Below are 19,379 nucleotides of genomic sequence, written 5' to 3' on the forward strand. Positions count from 1 at the left end.
TAAGCGCCCCTGTCGTGCGTCAGCGGCATGCCCCTGTGCGCGTCGTATCCCTACCTTCCGGAGGATCACCGATGCCCAGCACCGCCACCCTCGCTCCCCTTCCTGTGTTCGTGCCGGGGGAGCTCGTCCACAAGGTCCGCCCCGCCGAAGTGCTCCTGACCGGCTTACGGCCCGACGACGGCGACGGATTCGTCGTCTCGGCCCACTGGCCCGAGGCGCACGGGTGCTACGCCACCGGGTGGACCGAGCTCGACCCGCTGCTCCTCACGGAGACGGTACGTCAGTGTCTTCCGCTGCTGTGCCACAGCGCGTACGACGTCCCGCTGGGCCACCATCTGCTCTGGGACACCTTCGGCTACGCACTGACCCCTGAGGCCCTGAGACCCGACGACCGCGCCGGAGAGCTCGAACTCCACGTCACATGCCTGGAGTCGGCCTTCCGCGGCAAGCGGATCTCGGCACTGTCGCTGCTCATCACCGTGCTGCGGGGGACGCGTCTGCTCGCCGAGTGCACGACGCGCCTGACGGTGCAGTCCCCGGCCGTCTACCGGCGTCTGCGGGCGGGGCGCGGAACCCCCGATGCCGTCGCCGCCCTGCCGGCCACCCCCGCCGCGCCGATCGTGCCGTCCGCCCTGGGGCGCACGCGGCGCCGCGACGTGGTTCTGGGTCCTCCGACCGACCGCGGCCGACGTCTGCGCGTCGACACCACGCATCCCCTCTTCTTCGACCACCCGCTCGATCACGCTCCGGGCCTGCTCCTCCTGGAGGCCGCCCGGCAGGCCGCGGTGATGCTGCCTGCCGGCCGTCGCCCGTCGGTGACCGCGATGGAGACCTCCTTCCACCGGTACGTGGAACTCGACGCCCCGTGCTGGACGGAGGCGCGGCCCTCGGACGCGGACCCGGACGGCCACCGCCGTGTGGCCGTCGCTCTGTGGCAGAACGGCGTCCGGCGGTTGTCCGCGACGGTGCGACTCGTCTGAGACGGCAAGCGGCCTGTACGCCCCTCCGCGGGGTCGTACAGGCCGCCCGTGGTGGGTGCGGCGTCCGGAGCCGGGGGTCAGGCCGCGGTCCAGCCGCCGTCGACCGGCATCGCGGCGCCCGTGACGAAGGAGGCCCGGTCGCTGCACAGCCAGGCGGCGCTGTGGGCGATCTCCTCCGGTGCGGCCATCCGTTTCTGGACCGAGCGGCCGACGAACGACTCCTCCAGGGACGGGGTGTCCTCCAGGACCTCGTCCATCAACTCGGTACGGGTGCTCCCCACCACGAGGGCGTTCACGCGGACGCCCCGCTGCCCGTACTCGGAGGCGGCCGCCCGGGTGAGGCCCAGAACCGCGTGCTTGGCCGCCACGTAGACGGAGGACACACCCGCTGCCAGAACCCCTGCCACGCTGGACGTGTTCACGATCGCCGCAGGGCGCCCGGAGTCGAGCATGGCGGGGATCTGGTGCCGCATGCAGTTCCACACGCCTCGGACGTTCACCGCCATGATCTGCTCGAAGACCTCGGGATCCGTCTCGTGCAACAAGCCCCCGGCCACCGTGTACCCGGCGTTGTTGAAGGCCCCGTCCAGCCTGCCGAAACGTGACACCGCCTCCGCGACGGCCCGTTCGACGTCGGCCTCCCGGGTCACGTCGCCCGTGGCCGCCAGGGCACGGCCCCCGGCCGCCGCTATCTCGTCGGCCAGCTCGCGCAGCCGCTCCTCGCGCCGCGCCACGAGCACGACGGCCGCGCCCTCGGCGGCGAACACACGCCCGGCCGCCGCGCCGATCCCGCTGGACGCTCCCGTGACCATGACGACCTTGTCCCGCAGTAAGCCTCTGCCACCTGCCATAGTGATCCTCACTCCCCCTCGGCTGCTTCCTTCGACCGTCAGGGGTGGCCTTGCCTCAGCCCCTGCCGCTGACACTCGAAAGAATAATGCTTCTTATGTGATTTTACAGCCCCGAAGGTGATCGCGCTGCGACGTTCCGTAGTCTGGTCGCCGGCGGGCGCGTCGGGAACGTGGCGTCGTCCGCCCGGAGTGCGGGGGTCTGGCGCGTGCGGTCGCGAGGCGGAGGGAGAAGGGTGCGGGGCACCTCCCGGCGTGGGCCGGGGGAGTGCGTGCGGGGCGCTCCCGGCCGGACGGAACGTCCGGAACGCCCCCTATCGGGGCTCTGGCGGGCGCAGGGCCGAGGCTCCGTAGAGGAGCAGGTCGCAGAGCTCGGTGAAGCGCGCCCTGGTGGTCTCCGTGCCCTCGGCGGTCGAGGCGTTGCCGCGGGCCCGCACCTCGGTCCCGGTGGCCAGGTAGAGGGTCATCTCCGTCACCGCGTCCGGTGTGACGCCCTTCCTCAACTGCCCACTCTCGTTCGCGCCCTCCAGCATCTCCCGCACCAGCGGGAGCCAGGTATCCGACCAGTTGGCGGCCCCCGGGAGCTCTCCGGACAGCCGGACGGCCGCACGTGTCACGACGTCGCCCTGCAGCAGTTCCTGAAGGGCGAGGACGAGTAGGCATGCCTTGCGCAGGGGCGGCACCGGGAGCTGGGCCACCTCGTCGGCCCGCTCCCTGATACGGGAGAGGCCGAGCTCCGTCAGTTCCGCGAACAGGCGTCCCTTCGTGGGGAAGTGGAAGGTCAGAGCGCCCGTCGTGACATCGGCGGCCTTCGCGATGTGGTGCATGGCCGCGGAGGCGTGGCCGTGCGCGTCGATCTCCCGTGCGGCGGCGTCCAACAGAGCGTCGCGTGTCAGCAAGGACCTCTCCTGCTGTCGTGCTGCCCTCCTTCCCTTCGCGTCTGGCGCCACCGCGACCTCCCGCTCCCTGTTCTCAGACATCCGTTGATCACCAGACACGGTCCACGACTCACCTGCTGTTCACAACGGCGAGTTGACGAACTTGTCCATGTAAGGCACTCTCTTTCTTCAAGAGAAGAAGAATCATTATTATGTTTTGCCTCGTGAGTGGTTCCCCGCGTCAGGACTGACCAAGGAGACAGCCATGTCCGCACAGGCCGCCGCCGCCCTCGTCGCGCCGGAGCGCCCGCAGCACGGCTGCCCCGCCGGCCTGACCGCCTACGGGGAGCGGGTCTTCGGATACCTGCTCCGCAGTGACCGGCGCCGCTGGGAGGCCGCCGACCTGCGGCGGACCTCCCCCACGCAAAAACGCCGCTCCTGGGTACGGGACCACCGCGCTCCACGACGCGCCGCCGGTCTCCGTGCGGGTGCTCGCGCAGCGCACCGCCGTGACCGAAGCGGCCGTCCGGGACGTTCAGAACGAGCTCAGGCTCCTCGACTTCGAGGGGCGTTCCCTTCCCGGCCGGCATCGCCACATGACGCCGCCCTCCGCCGCGTACCTCTCTCTCCGCCTGGAGACCAGCAGGTCCGCCCGGGCAACTGTGAGGAAGCCATGATCGATGTACACCCGCGTGACATCCGTGCCCGTGACGACCGCCCGACTCCCTCCGACGCCGCCTCCCGTGACACGGTGCTCGCCGAGCTGACCTCCCGGGTCTTCGCCTCGCTGCCCCGTAGTGACCAACGCCGCAAGGGCACCCAGTACCTGAACGGACTGCTGTCCACCCAGGGGCGCAAGTCGATACGCAACATCGCGAACCTGCTCGGAAGCCAGGTCTCGGAGCAGAACCTGCACCACTTCATCAGCGACTCCACCTGGGACTGGGTCCCCCTCCGCCGGGCCCTCGCCGACACCCTGGAGGCGGCCCTGCCGACCCGGGCGTGGGTGGTGACGCCCATGACCATCCCGAAGGCGGGGCAGAACTCCGTCGGAGTGTGGCGGTACTTCTCTCCGGCGCTCGGACACACCCTCAACGCGCAGCGTGCCGTCGGGGTCTGGGCGGCCTCGGAGTCCGCGAGCGTGCCGGTGAACTGGCGTCTGCAGCTGCCCTCTTCGTGGCTCGTGGACGGCTCCCGGCGCAGTCAGGCGGCGATCCCGGAGGGAACGAGCTCGGAGAGCCTGGCCGAATGCGCGGCCGAGGCCTTCCGGGAGACCGCTCTGGGCTGGGGACTGCGGGCGCGGCCCACCGTCCTCGACCTCGGCGACGCGCACGAGCCGCTCCCGGAGAAGCTGGCCGCCACCCGCGCCCCGCTCCTGGTACGCGTGGGGCGGGACACCCCGCTCACGGTGACGGACCCCGCCGTGCCCGGCCGGGAGCAGACCACGCTCACCGCGCACGAGATCATGGGCATGGCCCGGAACATGCGGCGGCCGGTGCCGGGGAGGCGCCCCCTGGCGGGAGTGGCGGAGGGTCTGCCCCTGGCCGCCGCCGTCCGCGTGGCGCTGCCCCGGCCTCCGGGGCCGGGGCGCGGGCACCTGGCGCTCGTGGGCCTGGGCACGTACGGCGCCCGTTGGCCGGGCGAGCTGTGGCTGTCCAACCGCACCACGGTCCCCGTGGAGCATCTGGCCCGCCTCGGGTGGCTCGCGAACCGGGTGACCCAGGACTCCGCGGCCGTGGCGGACCGGGTGGGCCTCCGGGACTTCACGGGACGCTCCTTCACCGGCTGGCACCGGCACGTCACCCTCGCCTCGGTCGCCCACGCCGTCGCCGTCCTGGCCGGCCGGCCCCAGCAGTCGCTCCGCAGCGCTTCATGAACCCGTCTTGCGGTTCTTCCGGACCGCCGAACTCCTTAGGGACGAGACCCATGCAGTTACGACCGCAGACCGCACCGGAACAGTCGACACGGCGCGCCGAGGAACCCACCCGCCGCCCCGACCAGTGGAGCGCGCTCGACCAGCGGGCCGTCGACACCGCCCGCGCCCTGGCCATGGACGCGGTGCAGCACGCCGGGCACGGACACCCCGGAACCGCGATGAGCCTCGCGCCGGCCGCGTACGTCCTCTTCCAGAAGGTGATGCGGCACGACCCCGCCGACCCTTCCTGGGCGGGGCGGGACCGCTTCGTCCTCTCGGCGGGCCACGCCAGCGTGCTGCTGTACGTCCAGCTGATGCTGGCGGGCTACCCGCTCACCCTGGACGACCTGAAGGCGTTCCGCCGCTGGGGCAGCCGCACTCCCGGCCACCCGGAGTACGGCCACACCCCCGGGGTGGAAACGACCACCGGGCCGCTGGGGCAGGGCGTCGCCAACGCGGTGGGCATGGCGATGGCCGCACGGTACGAGCGCGGCCTGTACGACCCCGGGGCCCCGGCCGGTTCGTCCGTCTTCGATCACACGGTCTGGGCCATCGCGGGCGACGGCGACCTGCAGGAAGGCGTGTGTGCCGAGGCGTCGTCCCTGGCCGGACACCAGAAGCTGGGCAACCTCGTCGTGCTCTACGACGACAACCACATCTCCATCGAAGGGGACACCGACACCGCCTTCTCCGAGGATGTCGTGCAGCGGTACGCCTCCTACGGCTGGCACGTGCGGCGGGTGGAGCCGAAGGCCAACGGCGACCTGGACCCCGGGGCGCTGTGCGAAGCCTTCCTCGCGGCCAGGGAGGAACGCGAGCGGCCCTCGCTGATCGCCGCGCGTTCGGTCATCGCCTGGCCCGCTCCCCGGGCCCAGGGCACCGCCGCCGCACACGGCGCCGCACTCGGCGCCGAGGAGGTCGCGGCCACCAAAGAGGTACTCGGTCTCGACCCCGGACTCTCGTTCCACGTACCGGAGGAGGTGCTCGCCCACACCCGTACCGCCCTCGACCGCGGCCGTGGTGAACACGACGTCTGGGACGCGCGGTTCGCGAACTGGCGGGATGCCCACCCCGAACGGGCCGCGGAGTACGAGCGGATCACCCGGGGGGACCTGCCGACCGGGTGGGAGAGCAAGCTCCCCACGTTCGCGCCCGGAACCGCCGTGGCCACCCGCAAGGCGTCGGGTACCGTGCTCGCCGCCCTGGGGCCGCTGCTGCCGGAGCTGTGGGGCGGCTCCGCCGACCTCGCGGGCTCCAACAACACCACGATCGACGGCACGTCCTCGTTCCTTCCGGTGGGCAACCCCCTGCCGCAGGCGGACCCGTACGGCCGCACCGTGCACTTCGGCATCAGAGAGCACGCCATGGCGTCCGTGATGAACGGTGTGGCCCTGCACGGCTCGACCCACATCTACGGGGGCACCTTCCTGGTCTTCTCCGACTACATGCGCCCCGCGGTGCGGCTGGCCGCGCTGATGCGGCTCCCGGTCACCTACGTGTGGACCCACGACTCGATCGGGCTCGGCGAGGACGGCCCCACGCACCAGCCGGTCGAGCACCTCGCCTCCCTGCGGGCGGTACCGGGCCTCAACGTCGTACGCCCCGCGGACGCCAACGAGACGGCGGCGGCCTGGGCGGAGATCCTGCGCCGGCGCGGCACCGACCCGGCCCCGCACGGACTCGTGCTGTCCCGGCAGAACCTGCCCGTGTACGCCCCCGACGCGGGGGCCGCGCGGGGCGGCTACGTCTTCCGTGAGGCCGAGGGCGGGGATCCGCTCGCCCTGCTCGTGGCCACCGGGTCCGAGGTCTCCCTGGCGGTCGCCGCACAGGAACTGCTGCGGGACCTCGGCATCCCGGCCCGCGTCGTGTCGATGCCGTGCCTGGAGTGGTTCATGGAGCAGGACCGCTCCTACCGGGACCAGGTGCTGCCCCCCGGTGTCCGCGCGCGGGTCACCGTCGAGGCCGGCGTCGGCCTGGGCTGGGAACGCATCGCGGGCGAGGTGGGACACGTGGTGTCCCTGGAACGGTTCGGGGCCTCCGCCGACGGTGCCCTGCTCTTCCGCGAGTTCGGCTTCACCCCCGAGGCGATCGCCGCCGCGGCGCAGAACGCCGTGGAGAGGACGGTCCGCCGATGACGCCGCGACCCGCTCCGCCGCGACCGCTGACCGCCCACGTCCCCGGCTCCAAGAGCATCACCACCCGGGCCCTGCTTCTGGCCGCCGCCGCGAACGGCACCAGCACGCTCTGGGCCCCGCTGGTCAGCCACGACACCCTCGCCTTCGGGAAGGCCGTCGGCCGCCTCGGGGCTCGGGTCGAGAACAGCCCCAGCGACCAGTTCTGGGCCGTGACCGGCTCCGGTCGCGGCCCCACCGGCACGGCGGTGGTGTGGTGCGCGGACGCCGGCACCGCGGCCCGCTTCCTGCCCCCGTTCTGCGCGACGGGGGAGGGCGTCTTCACCTTCGACGGCTCCGAACAGCTGCGGGCCCGGCCGCTGAGTCCCCTGATGACGGCCATGACCGAGCTCGGCGCCGAACTGGAGACCCCGGTTCCGGGACGGCTCCCGCTGACCGTCCGCGCCGCCGGCCTGGAGGGCGGTGAACTTCGGGTGGACTCCTCCATGAGCAGCCAGTTCCTCAGCGGCCTGCTGATGGCGGCCCCGCTGATGCGGCATCCGGTCCGGGCCGACCTGCGCGCTTCGGTCAGCCGCCCCTACCTCGACATGACACTGGACCTCATGCGGCGCTTCGGCGCGGACGTCAAGGAGCCCGAGAGCGGCGTGATCGAGGTGCGGCCGGGCGGCTACCGGGCCACCGCCCTCGTCATCGAGCCCGACGCCTCCACCGCCTCCTACCTCTTCGCGGCCGCCGCGGCGACGGAGCAGCGGATCACCGTGCCCGGTCTGTGCGGGCGCAGCATCCAGGGCGATCTGCGGTTCGTGGAGGCGCTGAGCACGATGGGTGCCCAGGTGGAGGTCGGCGACCGCGCCGTCACGGTGACGGGCACCGGCAGGCTGCGCGGCGGCTTCGACCTGGAGATGGGCGACATCTCGGACACCTTCATGACGCTCGCCGCCATCGCCCCGCTCGCCGACGCGCCCCTGACCCTCGGGGGTGTACGGCACGCGCGGTTCAAGGAGTCGGACCGCGTCGCCGCGGTGACGCGGAACCTGCGCGCCTGCGGGGTCCGGGTGGACGAGACGGAGGACTCGGTCACCGTCCATCCCGGCACCCCGCGCCCTGCCCGGATCGCCTGCCACCGCGATCACCGGATCGCCATGGCCTTCTCCGTCCTGGGCCTTGCCGCGCGGGTCCCGATGGTCCTCGACGACCCCTACTGCGTGACGAAGACCTTCCCCGGGTTCCACCAGGAGATGGCGCGGCTCTTCCCCGACTACACCGTCCCGGAGCGGGTTCCGTTCAGCGAGCCGCACGACGTAGGCGGCCACCGGGACACGAGGAAGGCGGGAGAACGATGACCAGGTTGCGCTGGCTGACCGCGGGGGAGTCCCACGGCCCCGCCCTCGTCGCGACGCTGGAGGGCCTGCCCGCCGGCGTACCGATCACGACGCGGATGGTGGTGGACGAGCTGGCGCGGCGGCGCCTGGGCCACGGGCGTGGCGCGCGCATGACGTTCGAGCGGGACGAGGTGACCTTCCTCGGCGGGGTACGCCACGGCCGCACGCTGGGCTCTCCGGTGGCGATCACGGTGGGCAACACCGAATGGCCCAAGTGGGAGCAGGTCATGGCGTCCGACCCGGTCGACCCCGCCGTCCTGGCGAGCCTGGCCCGCAACGCCCCGCTGACCCGCCCCCGCCCGGGCCACGCGGATCTGGCGGGTATGCAGAAGTACGGCTTCGACGAGGCGCGGCCCGTCCTTGAGCGGGCCAGCGCACGGGAGACGGCGGCGCGCGTGGCGCTCGGCGCGGTGGCACGTTCGTATCTGCGGGAGACGGTCGGCATCGAGATCCTCAGCCATGTCGTGGAGCTCGGCGCTGCCCGGGCCCCTCGCGGGGTGACGCCCGGGCCGGGCGACGTGGCGCGCCTCGACGCGGACCCGGTGCGCTGCCTGGACGCGGGCGCGTCGAGGGCGATGGTCGCGGAGATCGACCGGGCACACAAGGACGGCGACACCCTGGGCGGTGTGGTCGAGGTCCTCGCCGACGGCGTGCCGGTCGGCCTCGGCTCGCATGTGCACTGGGACCGCAGGCTGGACGCCCGGCTCGCCGCGGCCCTGATGGGCATCCAGGCGATCAAGGGAGTGGAGCTGGGTGACGGCTTCGGCCTGGCGCGGGTGCCCGGCTCGCGGGCGCACGACGAGATCGTGCCCACGGCCGACGGCATCCGCCGTTCCTCCGGCCGCGCGGGCGGCACCGAGGGCGGGCTGACCACCGGTGAACCGCTGCGCGTGCGGGCCGCGATGAAGCCGATCGCGACCGTCCCGCGCGCGCTGGCCACCGTGGACGTCACCACCGGGGAGGCGACCACCGCGCACCACCAGCGCTCGGACGTCTGCGCCGTGCCGGCCGCCGGGATCGTGGCGGAGGCGATGGTGGCGCTGGTGCTCGCCGACGCGGTGGCGGAGAAGTTCGGCGGCGACAGCACCGCTGAGACCCGTCGCAACGTCACCGGCTTCCTCGCCCACGTGGAGATCGCATGACCTCCCCCCTCACCGTGCTCATCGGACCGTCCGGCGTGGGCAGGACCTCGGTCGCGAGTCTCCTCGCGGCGCGCACGGGTGCGACAGAGCGCGACACCGGGCCGGACGCCGAGACGGTCGAGGGCCGAGAGCCGGTGGGGGCCCTTCACCGTCCCGGACGGCCCGGGCCGGTCCGGACCCCTCGACGGCCCCGGACCGGACCGGCTCCGTGCCGCCTAGGCCGAAGGCGTTGCCGTCACACCGGCCGGCGGCGCCGCGCCCTCGACGGACTTCGTACGGAAGGCGGCCTCATGGCGTCGTGCCCACGCCCGGAACGTACCCGGCTTACGGCCGGTCGCCTCCCGCACGCCGTCGTGCACACCGCACTTGGCCCCACGGGCCTGTCGGTCCGCGCTCTCCAGCAGCGCCCGGGCGAGTTCGGCGGGGTAGCGGGAGCGCCACGCCCGCAGGGCCTCCGCCTCCGTCAGTTCCTCGTGACGCACGGGACGGCCGAGCACCTCCGCCAGTTGCGCGACCTGCTCGCGGGCCGAGAGAGGGTCGGGGCCCGTCAGCGCGTACGTCCCTCCCCGGTACTCCCGGCCGGTCAGCGCGCGGGCCGCCGCCGCGGCCACGTCCCCCGGATCGACACAGGAGTTCCGGGAGCCGCCGTGCAACGTGCGCACGACGCCGCCGTCGCGCACGGTCTCCGCCCAGCTCAGGCAGTTGGACATGAACGCGCGGGGGCGCAGCAGCGTCCAGGACATCCCGGAGGCCCGTACCCGTTCCTCGCACGCGCGCTGCCAGCGCGTGATCGCGTCCTGCGCCCGCGGGTCGGTCACCGCGAGGGCCGAGAGCTTCACGACGTGCCGGACCCCGGCGCGGCGTGCGGCGGTGAGGAGGTGCGCGTCATGAACGTCACGTAGCGGGTCGAACGTGACCACCAGGAGCGCGTCCGCCCCGGTCAGGGCTCGTCTCAGCGAGGCCGGGTCGCCCAGGTCCGCCCCGACGGCCAGGCCGGGCACCCCCAGGTGGGACGCCCGCTCGGGTGAGCGGGTCAGGCAGCGCAGCCGGTGGCGCGGGGCCAGGAGGCGGGCCACGTGGCCCCCCACCGTCCCCGTCGCGCCGGTCAGTGCGATGAGCACGGCCTGTCCCCCGTCCCCCGATCAAGATCCCCCGCGCGCGTGGCGCATCACCGCCACGCCGTGTCCCGGAGTGCTCGGTCACTTCGGAAACATCATCATGCCCCCTATCTTCTCGATGGAGGAAGTACGTTGACTGCGCGCAGCTCAACACCTCGCCGGACGTGGTTCGGCTTCGCTCTCGTCCTGAGCCTGGTCGGGCTCGTGGCCATGGACAACTCGGTGCTCTACCTCGCGATGCCGAGTCTGACCGAGGCCATCGCCCCGACCGCCGGTCAGGCGCTGTGGATCGTGGACATCTACGGCTTCGTGGTGGCCTCGCTGCTGATCGCGTTCGGCAACCTCGGCGACCGTCACGGTCGGCTGAGGTTCCTGCTCGGCGGCGCGAGCCTGTTCGGCCTCGGCTCGGCCGGTGCCGCCTTCACCGGCACTCCTGAACTCCTCATCGCTTCCCGGGCGTTGATGGGAATTGGCGGCGCGACGCTGCTGCCGTCCGGCCTGGCGATCGTCAGCAGCCTCTTCCCCGACGTCAGGCAGCGCGCCCGCGCGATCGGGATCTTCGCGGCCACCTTCGCGGCGGGCTTCGCGGTGGGACCGGTCGTCGGCGGCCTGCTCCTCAACCACTTCTGGTGGGGCTCGGTCTTTCTGATCAACCTGCCCGTCGTGGCGGTCTTCCTGACCTTCGCCCCGAAGCTCCTCAAGGAGGTCCGCGAGGCCCGGCCCGGCCGGGTGGACCCGCTGAGCGTGGCGCAGTCGGCGCTCGGCATCCTGCTCGTCGTCTACGCGGTCAAGACCGCCGCCGCGGAGGGCCTCTCCGTCGGGCAGCTCGCCGTCGGCGCGGTCGGCGTCGCCATCCTGGTCTGGTTCGTGCGTCGGCAGCTCACGCTCGACGAGCCGCTGCTCGATCTCAAGCTCTTCCGTGACCGGGTCTTCACCGTCGCCGTTCTGACGGGTCTCCTCTCCCTCGTGGCCTGGGCCGCGGCCGGCTACCTCAGCGGTGTGTACCTGCAGTCGGTGCTCGGGTTCAGCGTGCTCACGGCGGCGTTCCTGGCGCTGCCCGGGGCGGCCGTGCTCACCACGGCCTGCGTCGGCACCGCCGGTGTGGTCGAGCGGCTCGGCAAGCGGACCGCGCTGATCGCCTCGCACTTCTTCATGGGCACCGGCCTGGTGCTCCTCCTCTTCGCCGGGACGGAGACCGGCGCGGTCTTCTACATCGCCTCCACCGTCATCGCGGGCGTCGGCTACGGGCTCTCCTTCAGCCTGGTCGCGGAGACCGCTGTCGCCGCTGTGCCCGCGGAGCGGGCCGGTTCGGCCGGTGCCATCGCGGAGACGAGCAACGAGCTGGGCAACGCGCTCGGTGTCTCCCTGCTCGGCTCGCTCGCGGCGTTCCTCTTCCGCCTCCTCGGCCCGGGCACCGACGGCACGCTCGACACGACCCTGAGCACCCCGGGGCTCTCCGCCGACGACGCGGAGCAGGCCAAGGAGGCCTTCGTCACCGGGCTGCACGCGGCGATCGGCGTCGCCGCCGCCCTCACGTTCGCGCTCGGCCTCCTCGCGCTGCGCTGGCTGCCGCGGGAGAAGCCGGACGCGGCCGCGGAGCCGGACGCGGCCGTCGAGGAACTCCCGCGCAGGGAGGAGCAGCCCGTGTCCTGACCCCCGGCGCACACCCGGCACGCCACCTCCCGTACGACGCTCACCCCTCCGGGCGTCGTACGGGAGCGGCCGTCCGTCGGCCCGCCGTTCACGTCCGGGCGGCCCGGTCCGTCCGGTTCAGCGGTGTTCGCTCAGTTCCGGTTGGTCGTCCCGGCCGCTCTGCTGGGTCAGGACCCGCACCGCGTCGGACGAGGTGGAGTCGTTCGCCGTGTAGATCTCGACCCGGTGGTCGGGGCTGTCGGGCTGGAGCCACACCTGGTAGTCCACGTTCACCGCACCGACGGTGGGGTGCTGTAGGTGCATGGCCCCGACGGTGCAGTCGGCGACGTCGCCGGTGGCCCACATGGTCGCGAAGTCGTGGCTGTGCATGCTGAGTTCCCCGATCAGGCCCGCGAGTCGGGCGTCCGTCGGATACCGGCCCGCGGTGAGCCGCAGGTAGGCGACGTGGACGCGGGCCAGCTCGTGCCAGTTGCGGTACATCTCGCGGGTGTGCGGGTCGAGGAAGAACATCCGGGGGATCGACGGGCGCTGCTCCGGGTCCCGCGGCGCCTCGTAGGGCGTGTGCTCGGCGAAGAGCGCGTGCCCGGTGCGGTTCCACGCCAGCACGTCTCCACGCCGGCCGAGGACGATCGCGGGAGTGGCCTCGCCGAGCGACTCCAGGAGTGCGAGGACGCGCCGGTGCGGCTCCTCGGCGGGGGGTTCGCTCAGGCCGGGCTTCGCGGACTGCCGGGCGAGGTTGTGCAGGTGGACGGTCTCCACCTGGTCGAGCTTGAGTACCCGGGCCAGCGCGTCGAGCACCTGCTCGGACGCCGTCTCCGCCTGGCCCTGCTCCAGGCGCGTGTAGTAGCCCGCGCTCACCCCGGCGAGCTGAGCGAGCTCCTCGCGCCGGAGACCGGGGACCCGTCGGGAGGTGCCGTAGGTGCGCAGGCCGATCTCGGCCGGAGTGACCCGATCACGGCGGCTCTTCAGAAACGTTCCGAGGCTCTCCATACGTTCGAGACTAGGACGCCGGGCGGGTCCGTGGGTGCACCTGTCGGGTGTACCCACGGCACGGGGATGGTTGTCGCGCGCGCGGTGCCGGACCGTCGAGGGCATGACTCAACAGCATGCGCACACCTCCCCCGGCCTGCGGGCCTGGCTCGGGCTCGCGGTCATCCTCGGCCCGGTCCTGCTGGTCTCGATGGACGGTTCGATCCTGTTCCTGGCGATGCCGAGCATCACCGAGGCCATCTCGCCCACCGCCGACCAGGCGTTGTGGATGCTGGACATCTACGGCTTCGCCGTGGGGTCCCTGTTGGTCGCCTTCGGCAGCATCGGTGACCGCTACGGCCGTCTGAAGCTCCTGATGACCGGCGCGACCGTGTTCGGCCTCGGGTCCGTCGGTGCGGCGTTCGCGCCGAACCCGGAGCTGCTCATCGCCTGCCGGGCCCTCATGGGCGTGGCCGGCGCGACCCTGCTGCCCTCGGCACTCGCGGTGCTGAGCGAACTGTTCCCCGACGCGAAGCAGCGCGCCCGTGCCATCGGGATCTTCGCCGCCGCGTTCGCCGCGGGCTTCGCCATCGGGCCGGTCGTCGGCGGGCTGCTGCTCACCCGCTTCTGGTGGGGCTCGGTGTTCCTGGTCAACCTGCCCGTCATCGTGGTGTTCCTGGCCTTCGCCCCGGTCCTGCTGCGCGAGGTCCGGTCGACCCGGCCCGGCCACGTCGACCTGGCCAGCGTCGTGGCCTCCGCCGGGGGTCTGCTGCTCACGATCTACGGTCTCAAGCACCTGGCCGCGGACGGCCTCTCGCTCCTGCCGGTCCTGACGGGCGCCCTCGGCCTCGCTGTTCTGACGTTCTTCGCCCTCCGCCAGCGGCACCTTGAGCACCCGCTGATCGACTTCTCCCTGTTCCGCGACCGCACCTTCACGATCGCGATCATCACGGGTCTGCTGCCGCTGGCGGCGTGGTCGGCGACGGCGTTCCTGTCCGGCATCTACCTTCAGTCCGTCCTGGGCCTGGACGTCCTGCACGCGGCGCTGCTCGCGCTCCCCGGGGCGGCGGTCCTCACCGTCACCTGCATCGTGACGCCCGCCTTCGTCGACCGCATCGGCAAGAAGGCCGCGCTCATCATCTGCCACTTCACCATCGCCGGCGGCCTGCTGCTGCTCCTGCCGGTCACCGTCACCAGCGGCGTCGGCTGGTACATCGCCGCGACCGTGATCGCCGGAGTCGGGTACGGCATCTCCTTCAGCGTCGTCGCCGACACCGCGGTCGGCGCGGTCCCCGCGGAGCGTGCCGGGTCGGCGGGCGCGATCGCGGAGACCAGCAACGAGATCGGCAACGCGCTCGGCATCGCGATCCTCGGCTCGCTCGCCGCACTGATCTTCCGCCTCCAGGGCCCGGACCTCGCCCCCACCCTGGACGAGACGCTGGAGCTGCCGAACCTCCTGCCCGCAGCGCTCACGGACGCGCAGGGCGCCTTCGTCACCGGCCTGCACGCCGCCGTCCTGGTGGCCAGCCTGCTGCACGTCGCGCTCGGTGCCGCCGCGCTGCGCTGGCTCTCCAAGGCGACGGCCGGCGAACCGGCCCCGACCGACACCGAGGAGCCCGCCCAGAAGCAACTGGCGGGCAGGCCCTGACCGCCCCCGCACAGACCCGCCCCGGCCCGTCCCACCCGCCTCGCTCGCCAGAAGCCGCGGGCGGGGCGGGCCGCGGGCGTCTCCGCGCCGGGCGGGGCCTCCCGGGGCGTGGTCGAAGGAGGGTCGGCCATGGCGTAAGGTGGTGTTCACCGACGCGGGGTGGAGCAGCTCGGTAGCTCGCTGGGCTCATAACCCAGAGGTCGCAGGTTCAAATCCTGTCCCCGCTACTGGCCGAAGTGGCCCGGCGCATCAGCGCCGGGCCATTTTGCTGTTCCGACGCCTTCCAGGAGAGGCGGGGGCGGCGGGGGCGTGCTGCGGGTTCGAGTGGGGCTCGGGCGGGGGGTGGCAGCGTGAGGGGCGTTACCCCGAAGGCGAGCGAGGAGCCGTCGTGCCGGATGTGGACGTCAGGGATGTGCCGAGTGGTGTGACGGGTCGGCGCGTGCGCGGGGGTGCCGGGTCGCCGCTCGGGTTGCGGCGCATGCTGGCGGAGGACCTGCGGACCGTCGTGGAGCGGGATCCCGCGATCCGGAGCCGGCGGGAGGCGCTGCTGCATCCGGCGCTGCCGGCGTTGTGGTCCCACCGTGTCGCGCACCGGCTGCACCGGCGGGGTTGGCGGATCGCCGCGCGGCTGGTGAGCCTGCCGGCCCGCTTCGCCACCGGGGTCGAGGTGCATCCGGGCGCGGCGCTGGGGCGGCGGGTGTTCGTCGACCACGGTACGGGCGTGGTCATCGGGGAGACGGCCGTGGTCGGTGACGACGTGACGATCTACCACCAGGTGACGCTCGGCGCCCGGGGCTGGTGGGAGGACAACCTGCGGGCGCCGGGGGAGCGCCGTCATCCGGTGATCGGGGACGGGGTCGTCCTCGGCACGAACGCCTCCGTCCTGGGCCCGGTGACCGTGGGGGACGGCGCGCTGGTCGGCGCGCACTCCATGGTGCTGAGGGACGTGCCGCCCGGGGCGACGACGCAGGCCCCCGGCGCCGCCCTGGCCGACCGGGACGTGCCCCGGCACCGACTCGAACTGCTCCGTCAGACCGCAACGATGGGCTCGTGGTGACCCCGGTGGGTCCGCGCACGGCGCCGCATTCGTCCAGACCCCACCAGCAACGGAGACCGCCTGTGTCCCACCGCATGTCACTGGAGCCGCCGACCGTCGCGACGCCGCCACGGGTCGTCGACGGCATCGACGAGCTGATCGGGAACACCCCCCTGCTGAGGATCCCCGTCGAGAACGGGGCGCCCGGCGTCCGGGTGCTCGGGAAGCTGGAGGCGGCGAACCCGCTGTCCAGCGTCAAGGACCGGACGGCGCTGTGGATGCTGCGGGCCGCCGAGGAGTCCGGGCGGCTCGCCCCCGGCGGCACCGTGATCGAGGCGACGTCGGGGAACACCGGGATCGCGCTGGCGGCGCTCAGCGCGGTGCGCGGGTACCGGTGTGTGATCGTGCTGCCCGACAGCGTCACGCGGGAGCGGGTCGCGTTGCTGGAGGCGCTGGGCGCGGAGGTCGTGCTGACGCCGCGTGAGCTGCTCTACCAGGGCGCCATCGACCGGGCGTGGGAGCTGCACCAGCGGACGCGGGGCTCGTGGTTCGCCCGACAGCACGAGAACGCCGCGAACGTGGCGGCGCACCGGGAGAGCACCGGCCCGGAGGTCTGGGCCGACACCGGGGGCCGGGTGGACGTGTTCCTGGCCGGGATCGGGACGGGCGGGACGTTGTGCGGCACCGCCGGATACCTGAAGGAGCGCGACCCCGGGGTGCGGGCGATCGGGGTGGAACCGGCCTCGTCGCCGCTGCTGACGCGGGGGCGGGCCGGGGAGCACGCCATTCCGGGCCTCAACGGCGGCTTCGTCGCCCCGACGACGGATGTGAGGCTCATCGACGAGGTCCTCGTCGTCTCCGACGAGGACGCCCTGGCGACGGCGCGGTGGCTGGCGGCGCGGGTCGGTGTCCTGGCGGGCATCTCCTCGGGGGCGGCCGTCTGCGGGGCGCTGAGCGTCGCCCGTCGGCCGCAGAGCGCGGGGCGGACGATCGTGACGGTGCTGCCCGACACGGGCGAGCGGTATCTGAGCATCTGGTCGCAGGCCGCCGGTGACCCCGGCGCGGACCGGACGGAGGGGGAGGGCCGATGAGGACGGAACGGACCGTGCTGCTCGTCGGGGCGACCGACGAGACGGTGCGCCAGGCGGTGGAGTTGGGGCTGCACGTGCTGCTGCTCCAGCATCCGACCAAGGTGAGTGAGGAGCAGCGGCGGCTCACCGCGTCGCTGACGGTCGTGGACTACACGCGGTGGGAGCTGGTGGAGCCCGTCGTGCGGGAGCTGTTCGCGTCGCCGGGGTTCGCGGCGGCGACGTCGCTGACCGAGCCGGGGTTGGAGAACGCGGCCCGCGTCAACGACCTGTTCGATCTGGGCGGGACGGGCCACGAGGTCGCCCGGCGGTTCCGCGACAAGCGGGTCATGCGGGCCCACCTGGCGGCCGTCGATCCGGGTGCGGTGGCGGCGGAGCCGCTGCGGAGCCGGGCGGAGCTGGACGCGTTCGGCGTGCGGCACGGCTACCCGTTCATCGTGAAGCCGACGGACGCGACGGCGAGCATCGGCGTGCAGCGCGTCGACGGGCCGCAGGACGCGGACCGGGTGTGGGCCCGCGTGCGGGCGCTGTCGGGGACCCGGACCGACCGGGTGACGTCGTTGTTCCTGCTGCGGGACTTCCTGATGGAGGAGTACCTCGACGGGCCGGAGTTCAGCGTCGAGTCGTTCAGCTTCGCGGGCCGGCACGTCGTGGTCGCGATCACGGAGAAGTTCACGCATCCGGCGCACTTCGCCGAGCTCGGCCACGCCCTGCCCGCACGGGTGGCGCCCGCGACGGAGGAGCGCGTCCGGGCCGAGGTGGGCCGCTTCCTGGACCTGATGGGCTTCCGCGACGGCGTGTGCCACACCGAGATTCGGATCGGCGAGCGGGGCGTGCGGGTCATCGAGAGCCACAACCGGGTCGCCGGTGACGCCATTCCGGAGCTGGTGCGGGCCGCGTACGGGGTGGACCTCGGCACGCTGGCCCTCGGCTGGCCGTTCCGGCTGGTGGCGGAGCTGCCCGACCGGCCCGTGGCGCACGCGGGGGCGGCGGTGCGGGCGGTGGTGGGCGAGCCGGGGGAGGTGGAGTCCGTCGGCGGGGTCGAGGAGGCGCTGCACCGGGACGACGTCCTGGACGTGCGGCTGACCGCACGTCCGGGCCAGGCCGTCCGGGACGTGGCCGACAACTGGGACCGGCTGGGCCTGGTGGCCGTCACCGCCGAGGACACGACGGCCGCCGTCCGGCGCGGGGCGGAGGTCGTCGACGAGGTCGTCGACGTGCGGGTGCGCGCGGCCGACGGCGTCTCCCGCCGGGCGCGGGCGGCGCGGATCGTGGAGCGGGCGGTGAGTCCGGCGTGAGCGTCCTGGTGCTGCACCGCAATCCGCTGGAGCCCTTCCCCTACCGGGAGTGGCTGACCGGGCTGGAGGGCGACGTCGTCCTGCTGGCCGACCGGGGGAAGATCCTGGCGGCCGGTGAGGAGCCCCCGGCGGGCGACCTCGGTTACGCGCACCTGGAGGTCTTCGACGACTTCGACGCCCCCGGCGTCCTGGAGCGGGCGCTGGAGCTGGCCGTCCGCCACCGCGTCACCTCGGTGATCGCCTTCCACGAGGCGGACGTCGCGCGGGCGGCGTGGCTGCGCGAGCGGCTCGGGCTGGCCGGGGCGTGGCCGCGGGACGTCCTGCCGTTCCGGGACAAGCTGCTGATGAAGCGGCTGGCGGCGGAGCACGGCGTGGAGGTCGCCCCGCACACCGTGCCCGCGACGGCCGGGGCGGCCCGGGCGTTCGCCGACGCGCACGGGCTGCCGCTGGTGTTCAAGGAGCGCGACGGCTTCAACGCGATCGGGCTGCGCGTCGTCCGGGAGGAGGCGGAGCTGGCCGACTGCCTGGCGGCGCTGTTCACGGGCGCCGGGCCGCGCGAGGACGTCCTGCTTGAGGCGTTCGTGCCCGGCCGGATGTGCCACGTCGACGGGCTCGTCGTGGACGGCCGCGTCGCGGCGGCCTGGCCGTCGCAGTACCAGTACGACCTCTCCTCCTTCGGCGCCGACCCGGGACCGCGCGTCGATCTGACGCTCGATGAGGACGACCCGCTCACGCCCCGGCTGCTGGAGCTGACGGACCGGACGCTGGCGGCGCTGACGGGCGGCGGCTCGCGGTTGCGCGACCACGCGTTCCACGCCGAGATCTTCCACACCCCCGACGACCGGCTCGTGCTGTGCGAGATCGCCTGCCGCCCCGGGGGCGCGAAGATCCGGGAGGTCTTCGAGGTGCTCTTCGGCATGCACCTGGGTGCGTACGCCTCGCGGGCCGAGGCGGGGCTGCCGCTGGCGGGCCTGGGCGGCGGTGAGCGGCCCCGGCCGCGCGCCATGGCGGGCCAGGTGCTCACGATGAAGCGGCCCGGCCGGGTCCGTGCGGTGCCCGAGGCGCCGGACGAGCCGTGGGTGGAGGGCTTCTGGCTGTACGTCCGGCCGGGCCAGGTGATCCCCCGGGCCGCCACGTCCTCGGACTTCCTGTCGGCGGCGGTGGCCTCGGGGTCGTCGCGGGCCGAGGCGGAGCGTCGGCTGCGGGCGCTGGGCGATCGCGTCCTGGCCGGGACCGTGGTGGAAGCGGCCTTGGAGGGCGCCTCGTGAAGCGGCCGTCGACCAGGGTCCGGT

15 protein-coding genes, 1 tRNA gene and 1 pseudogene are annotated in these 19,379 nt (G+C 73.3%); 13 read left to right on the forward strand and 4 right to left on the reverse strand.

The window, feature by feature from the left end; all coding sequences use genetic code 11:
• The first annotated feature begins 71 nt into the window (after positions 1 to 71).
• A complete protein-coding gene (locus IF129_RS11200; protein ID WP_191209411.1) occupies positions 72 to 980 on the forward strand; it encodes a ScbA/BarX family gamma-butyrolactone biosynthesis protein in 909 nt (302 codons plus the stop codon).
• A 77-nt stretch (positions 981 to 1,057) separates the two neighbouring features.
• Here IF129_RS11200 and IF129_RS11205 read toward each other — a convergent pair whose 3' ends face one another.
• On the reverse strand, positions 1,058 to 1,831 hold the full coding sequence (locus tag IF129_RS11205; RefSeq protein ID WP_191209412.1) for an SDR family NAD(P)-dependent oxidoreductase: 774 nt from the start codon (positions 1,829 to 1,831) through the stop codon (positions 1,058 to 1,060).
• Between the two features lie 311 nt (positions 1,832 to 2,142).
• Positions 2,143 to 2,727 carry a TetR family transcriptional regulator gene (locus IF129_RS11210; protein ID WP_191209413.1) on the reverse strand — a complete coding sequence of 195 codons (585 nt, stop codon included), beginning with the start codon at positions 2,725 to 2,727 and terminating at the stop codon, positions 2,143 to 2,145.
• 422 nt (positions 2,728 to 3,149) lie between these two features.
• Here IF129_RS11210 and IF129_RS27150 point away from each other — a divergent pair.
• The 5 genes and pseudogenes from IF129_RS27150 to aroC form a co-directional block, all read left to right on the forward strand.
• Positions 3,150 to 3,383, forward strand: a pseudogene (locus IF129_RS27150) (IS701 family transposase); the annotation flags it as partial.
• Positions 3,380 to 4,582, forward strand: coding sequence for an IS701 family transposase (locus IF129_RS11215; protein ID WP_224754748.1), 1,203 nt, complete (start codon positions 3,380 to 3,382; stop codon positions 4,580 to 4,582). The pseudogene IF129_RS27150 and the gene IF129_RS11215, both read left to right, overlap by 4 nt.
• Positions 4,583 to 4,632: 50 nt before the next feature.
• Positions 4,633 to 6,756, forward strand: coding sequence for a transketolase (gene tkt / locus IF129_RS11220; protein WP_191209414.1), 2,124 nt, complete (start codon positions 4,633 to 4,635; stop codon positions 6,754 to 6,756).
• Positions 6,753 to 8,096, forward strand: coding sequence for a 3-phosphoshikimate 1-carboxyvinyltransferase (aroA, locus tag IF129_RS11225; RefSeq protein ID WP_191209415.1), 1,344 nt, complete (start codon positions 6,753 to 6,755; stop codon positions 8,094 to 8,096). Before tkt ends, aroA begins: the two co-directional genes overlap by 4 nt.
• Complete coding sequence (gene aroC / locus IF129_RS11230) at positions 8,093 to 9,277, forward strand: chorismate synthase (protein ID WP_191209416.1); 1,185 nt, start codon at positions 8,093 to 8,095, stop codon at positions 9,275 to 9,277. The genes aroA and aroC overlap by 4 nt, the downstream gene beginning before the upstream one ends.
• Before the next feature lie 215 nt (positions 9,278 to 9,492).
• On the opposite strand, the gene IF129_RS11235 is transcribed toward aroC, so the two are convergent.
• Positions 9,493 to 10,398: an NAD(P)H-binding protein gene (locus IF129_RS11235; RefSeq protein ID WP_191209417.1), complete on the reverse strand. Its 906-nt coding sequence runs from the start codon at positions 10,396 to 10,398 to the stop codon at positions 9,493 to 9,495.
• A 129-nt stretch (positions 10,399 to 10,527) separates the two neighbouring features.
• Here IF129_RS11235 and IF129_RS11240 point away from each other — a divergent pair, with 129 nt between their 5' ends.
• A complete protein-coding gene (locus IF129_RS11240) occupies positions 10,528 to 12,048 on the forward strand; it encodes an MFS transporter (protein ID WP_224754749.1) in 1,521 nt (506 codons plus the stop codon).
• A 117-nt stretch (positions 12,049 to 12,165) separates the two neighbouring features.
• Here IF129_RS11240 and IF129_RS11245 read toward each other — a convergent pair whose 3' ends face one another.
• The gene (locus IF129_RS11245; protein ID WP_191209418.1) at positions 12,166 to 13,038 is read right to left on the reverse strand and encodes a helix-turn-helix transcriptional regulator; all 873 of its coding nucleotides are present in this window, start codon (positions 13,036 to 13,038) and stop codon (positions 12,166 to 12,168) included.
• 103 nt (positions 13,039 to 13,141) lie between these two features.
• Here IF129_RS11245 and IF129_RS11250 point away from each other — a divergent pair, with 103 nt between their 5' ends.
• From IF129_RS11250 to IF129_RS11275, 6 genes are all read left to right on the forward strand, one after another.
• Positions 13,142 to 14,665 (forward strand): MFS transporter, encoded by a 1,524-nt coding sequence (locus IF129_RS11250; RefSeq protein WP_191209419.1) that lies wholly within the window; start codon positions 13,142 to 13,144, stop codon positions 14,663 to 14,665.
• A gap of 153 nt (positions 14,666 to 14,818) precedes the next feature.
• Positions 14,819 to 14,892: transfer RNA gene (locus IF129_RS11255), tRNA-Met, on the forward strand.
• A gap of 161 nt (positions 14,893 to 15,053) precedes the next feature.
• Positions 15,054 to 15,722 carry a serine O-acetyltransferase EpsC gene (gene epsC / locus IF129_RS11260; protein ID WP_191209420.1) on the forward strand — a complete coding sequence of 223 codons (669 nt, stop codon included), beginning with the start codon at positions 15,054 to 15,056 and terminating at the stop codon, positions 15,720 to 15,722.
• Between the two features lie 74 nt (positions 15,723 to 15,796).
• A complete protein-coding gene (locus tag IF129_RS11265) occupies positions 15,797 to 16,792 on the forward strand; it encodes a PLP-dependent cysteine synthase family protein (RefSeq protein WP_191209540.1) in 996 nt (331 codons plus the stop codon).
• On the forward strand, positions 16,789 to 18,087 hold the full coding sequence (locus IF129_RS11270; RefSeq protein WP_191209421.1) for an ATP-grasp domain-containing protein: 1,299 nt from the start codon (positions 16,789 to 16,791) through the stop codon (positions 18,085 to 18,087). Before IF129_RS11265 ends, IF129_RS11270 begins: the two co-directional genes overlap by 4 nt.
• Positions 18,084 to 19,355, forward strand: a complete 1,272-nt coding sequence (locus IF129_RS11275; protein WP_191209422.1) for an ATP-grasp domain-containing protein — start codon at positions 18,084 to 18,086, stop codon at positions 19,353 to 19,355. The genes IF129_RS11270 and IF129_RS11275 overlap by 4 nt, the downstream gene beginning before the upstream one ends.
• The last annotated feature ends 24 nt before the right edge of the window (positions 19,356 to 19,379 follow it).

Source organism: Streptomyces chumphonensis (assembly GCF_014779715.1).
GTDB lineage: Bacteria > Actinomycetota > Actinomycetes > Streptomycetales > Streptomycetaceae > Streptomyces > Streptomyces chumphonensis.

Bases quoted from the DNA above. Each gene is read 5' to 3' on its own strand.
- aroC (WP_191209416.1), top strand. From the start codon at position 8,093: ATGACCAGGTTGCGCTGGCTGACCGCGGGGGAGTCCCACGGCCCCGCC.
- IF129_RS11250 (WP_191209419.1), top strand. From the start codon at position 13,142: ATGACTCAACAGCATGCGCACACCTCCCCCGGCCTGCGGGCCTGGCTC.
- tkt (WP_191209414.1), top strand. From the start codon at position 4,633: ATGCAGTTACGACCGCAGACCGCACCGGAACAGTCGACACGGCGCGCC.
- IF129_RS11265 (WP_191209540.1), top strand. From the start codon at position 15,797: ATGTCACTGGAGCCGCCGACCGTCGCGACGCCGCCACGGGTCGTCGAC.
- IF129_RS11215 (WP_224754748.1), top strand. From the start codon at position 3,380: ATGATCGATGTACACCCGCGTGACATCCGTGCCCGTGACGACCGCCCG.
- IF129_RS11270 (WP_191209421.1), top strand. From the start codon at position 16,789: ATGAGGACGGAACGGACCGTGCTGCTCGTCGGGGCGACCGACGAGACG.
- IF129_RS11200 (WP_191209411.1), top strand. From the start codon at position 72: ATGCCCAGCACCGCCACCCTCGCTCCCCTTCCTGTGTTCGTGCCGGGG.
- IF129_RS11205 (WP_191209412.1), bottom strand. From the start codon at position 1,831: ATGGCAGGTGGCAGAGGCTTACTGCGGGACAAGGTCGTCATGGTCACG.
- IF129_RS11245 (WP_191209418.1), bottom strand. From the start codon at position 13,038: ATGGAGAGCCTCGGAACGTTTCTGAAGAGCCGCCGTGATCGGGTCACT.
- aroA (WP_191209415.1), top strand. From the start codon at position 6,753: ATGACGCCGCGACCCGCTCCGCCGCGACCGCTGACCGCCCACGTCCCC.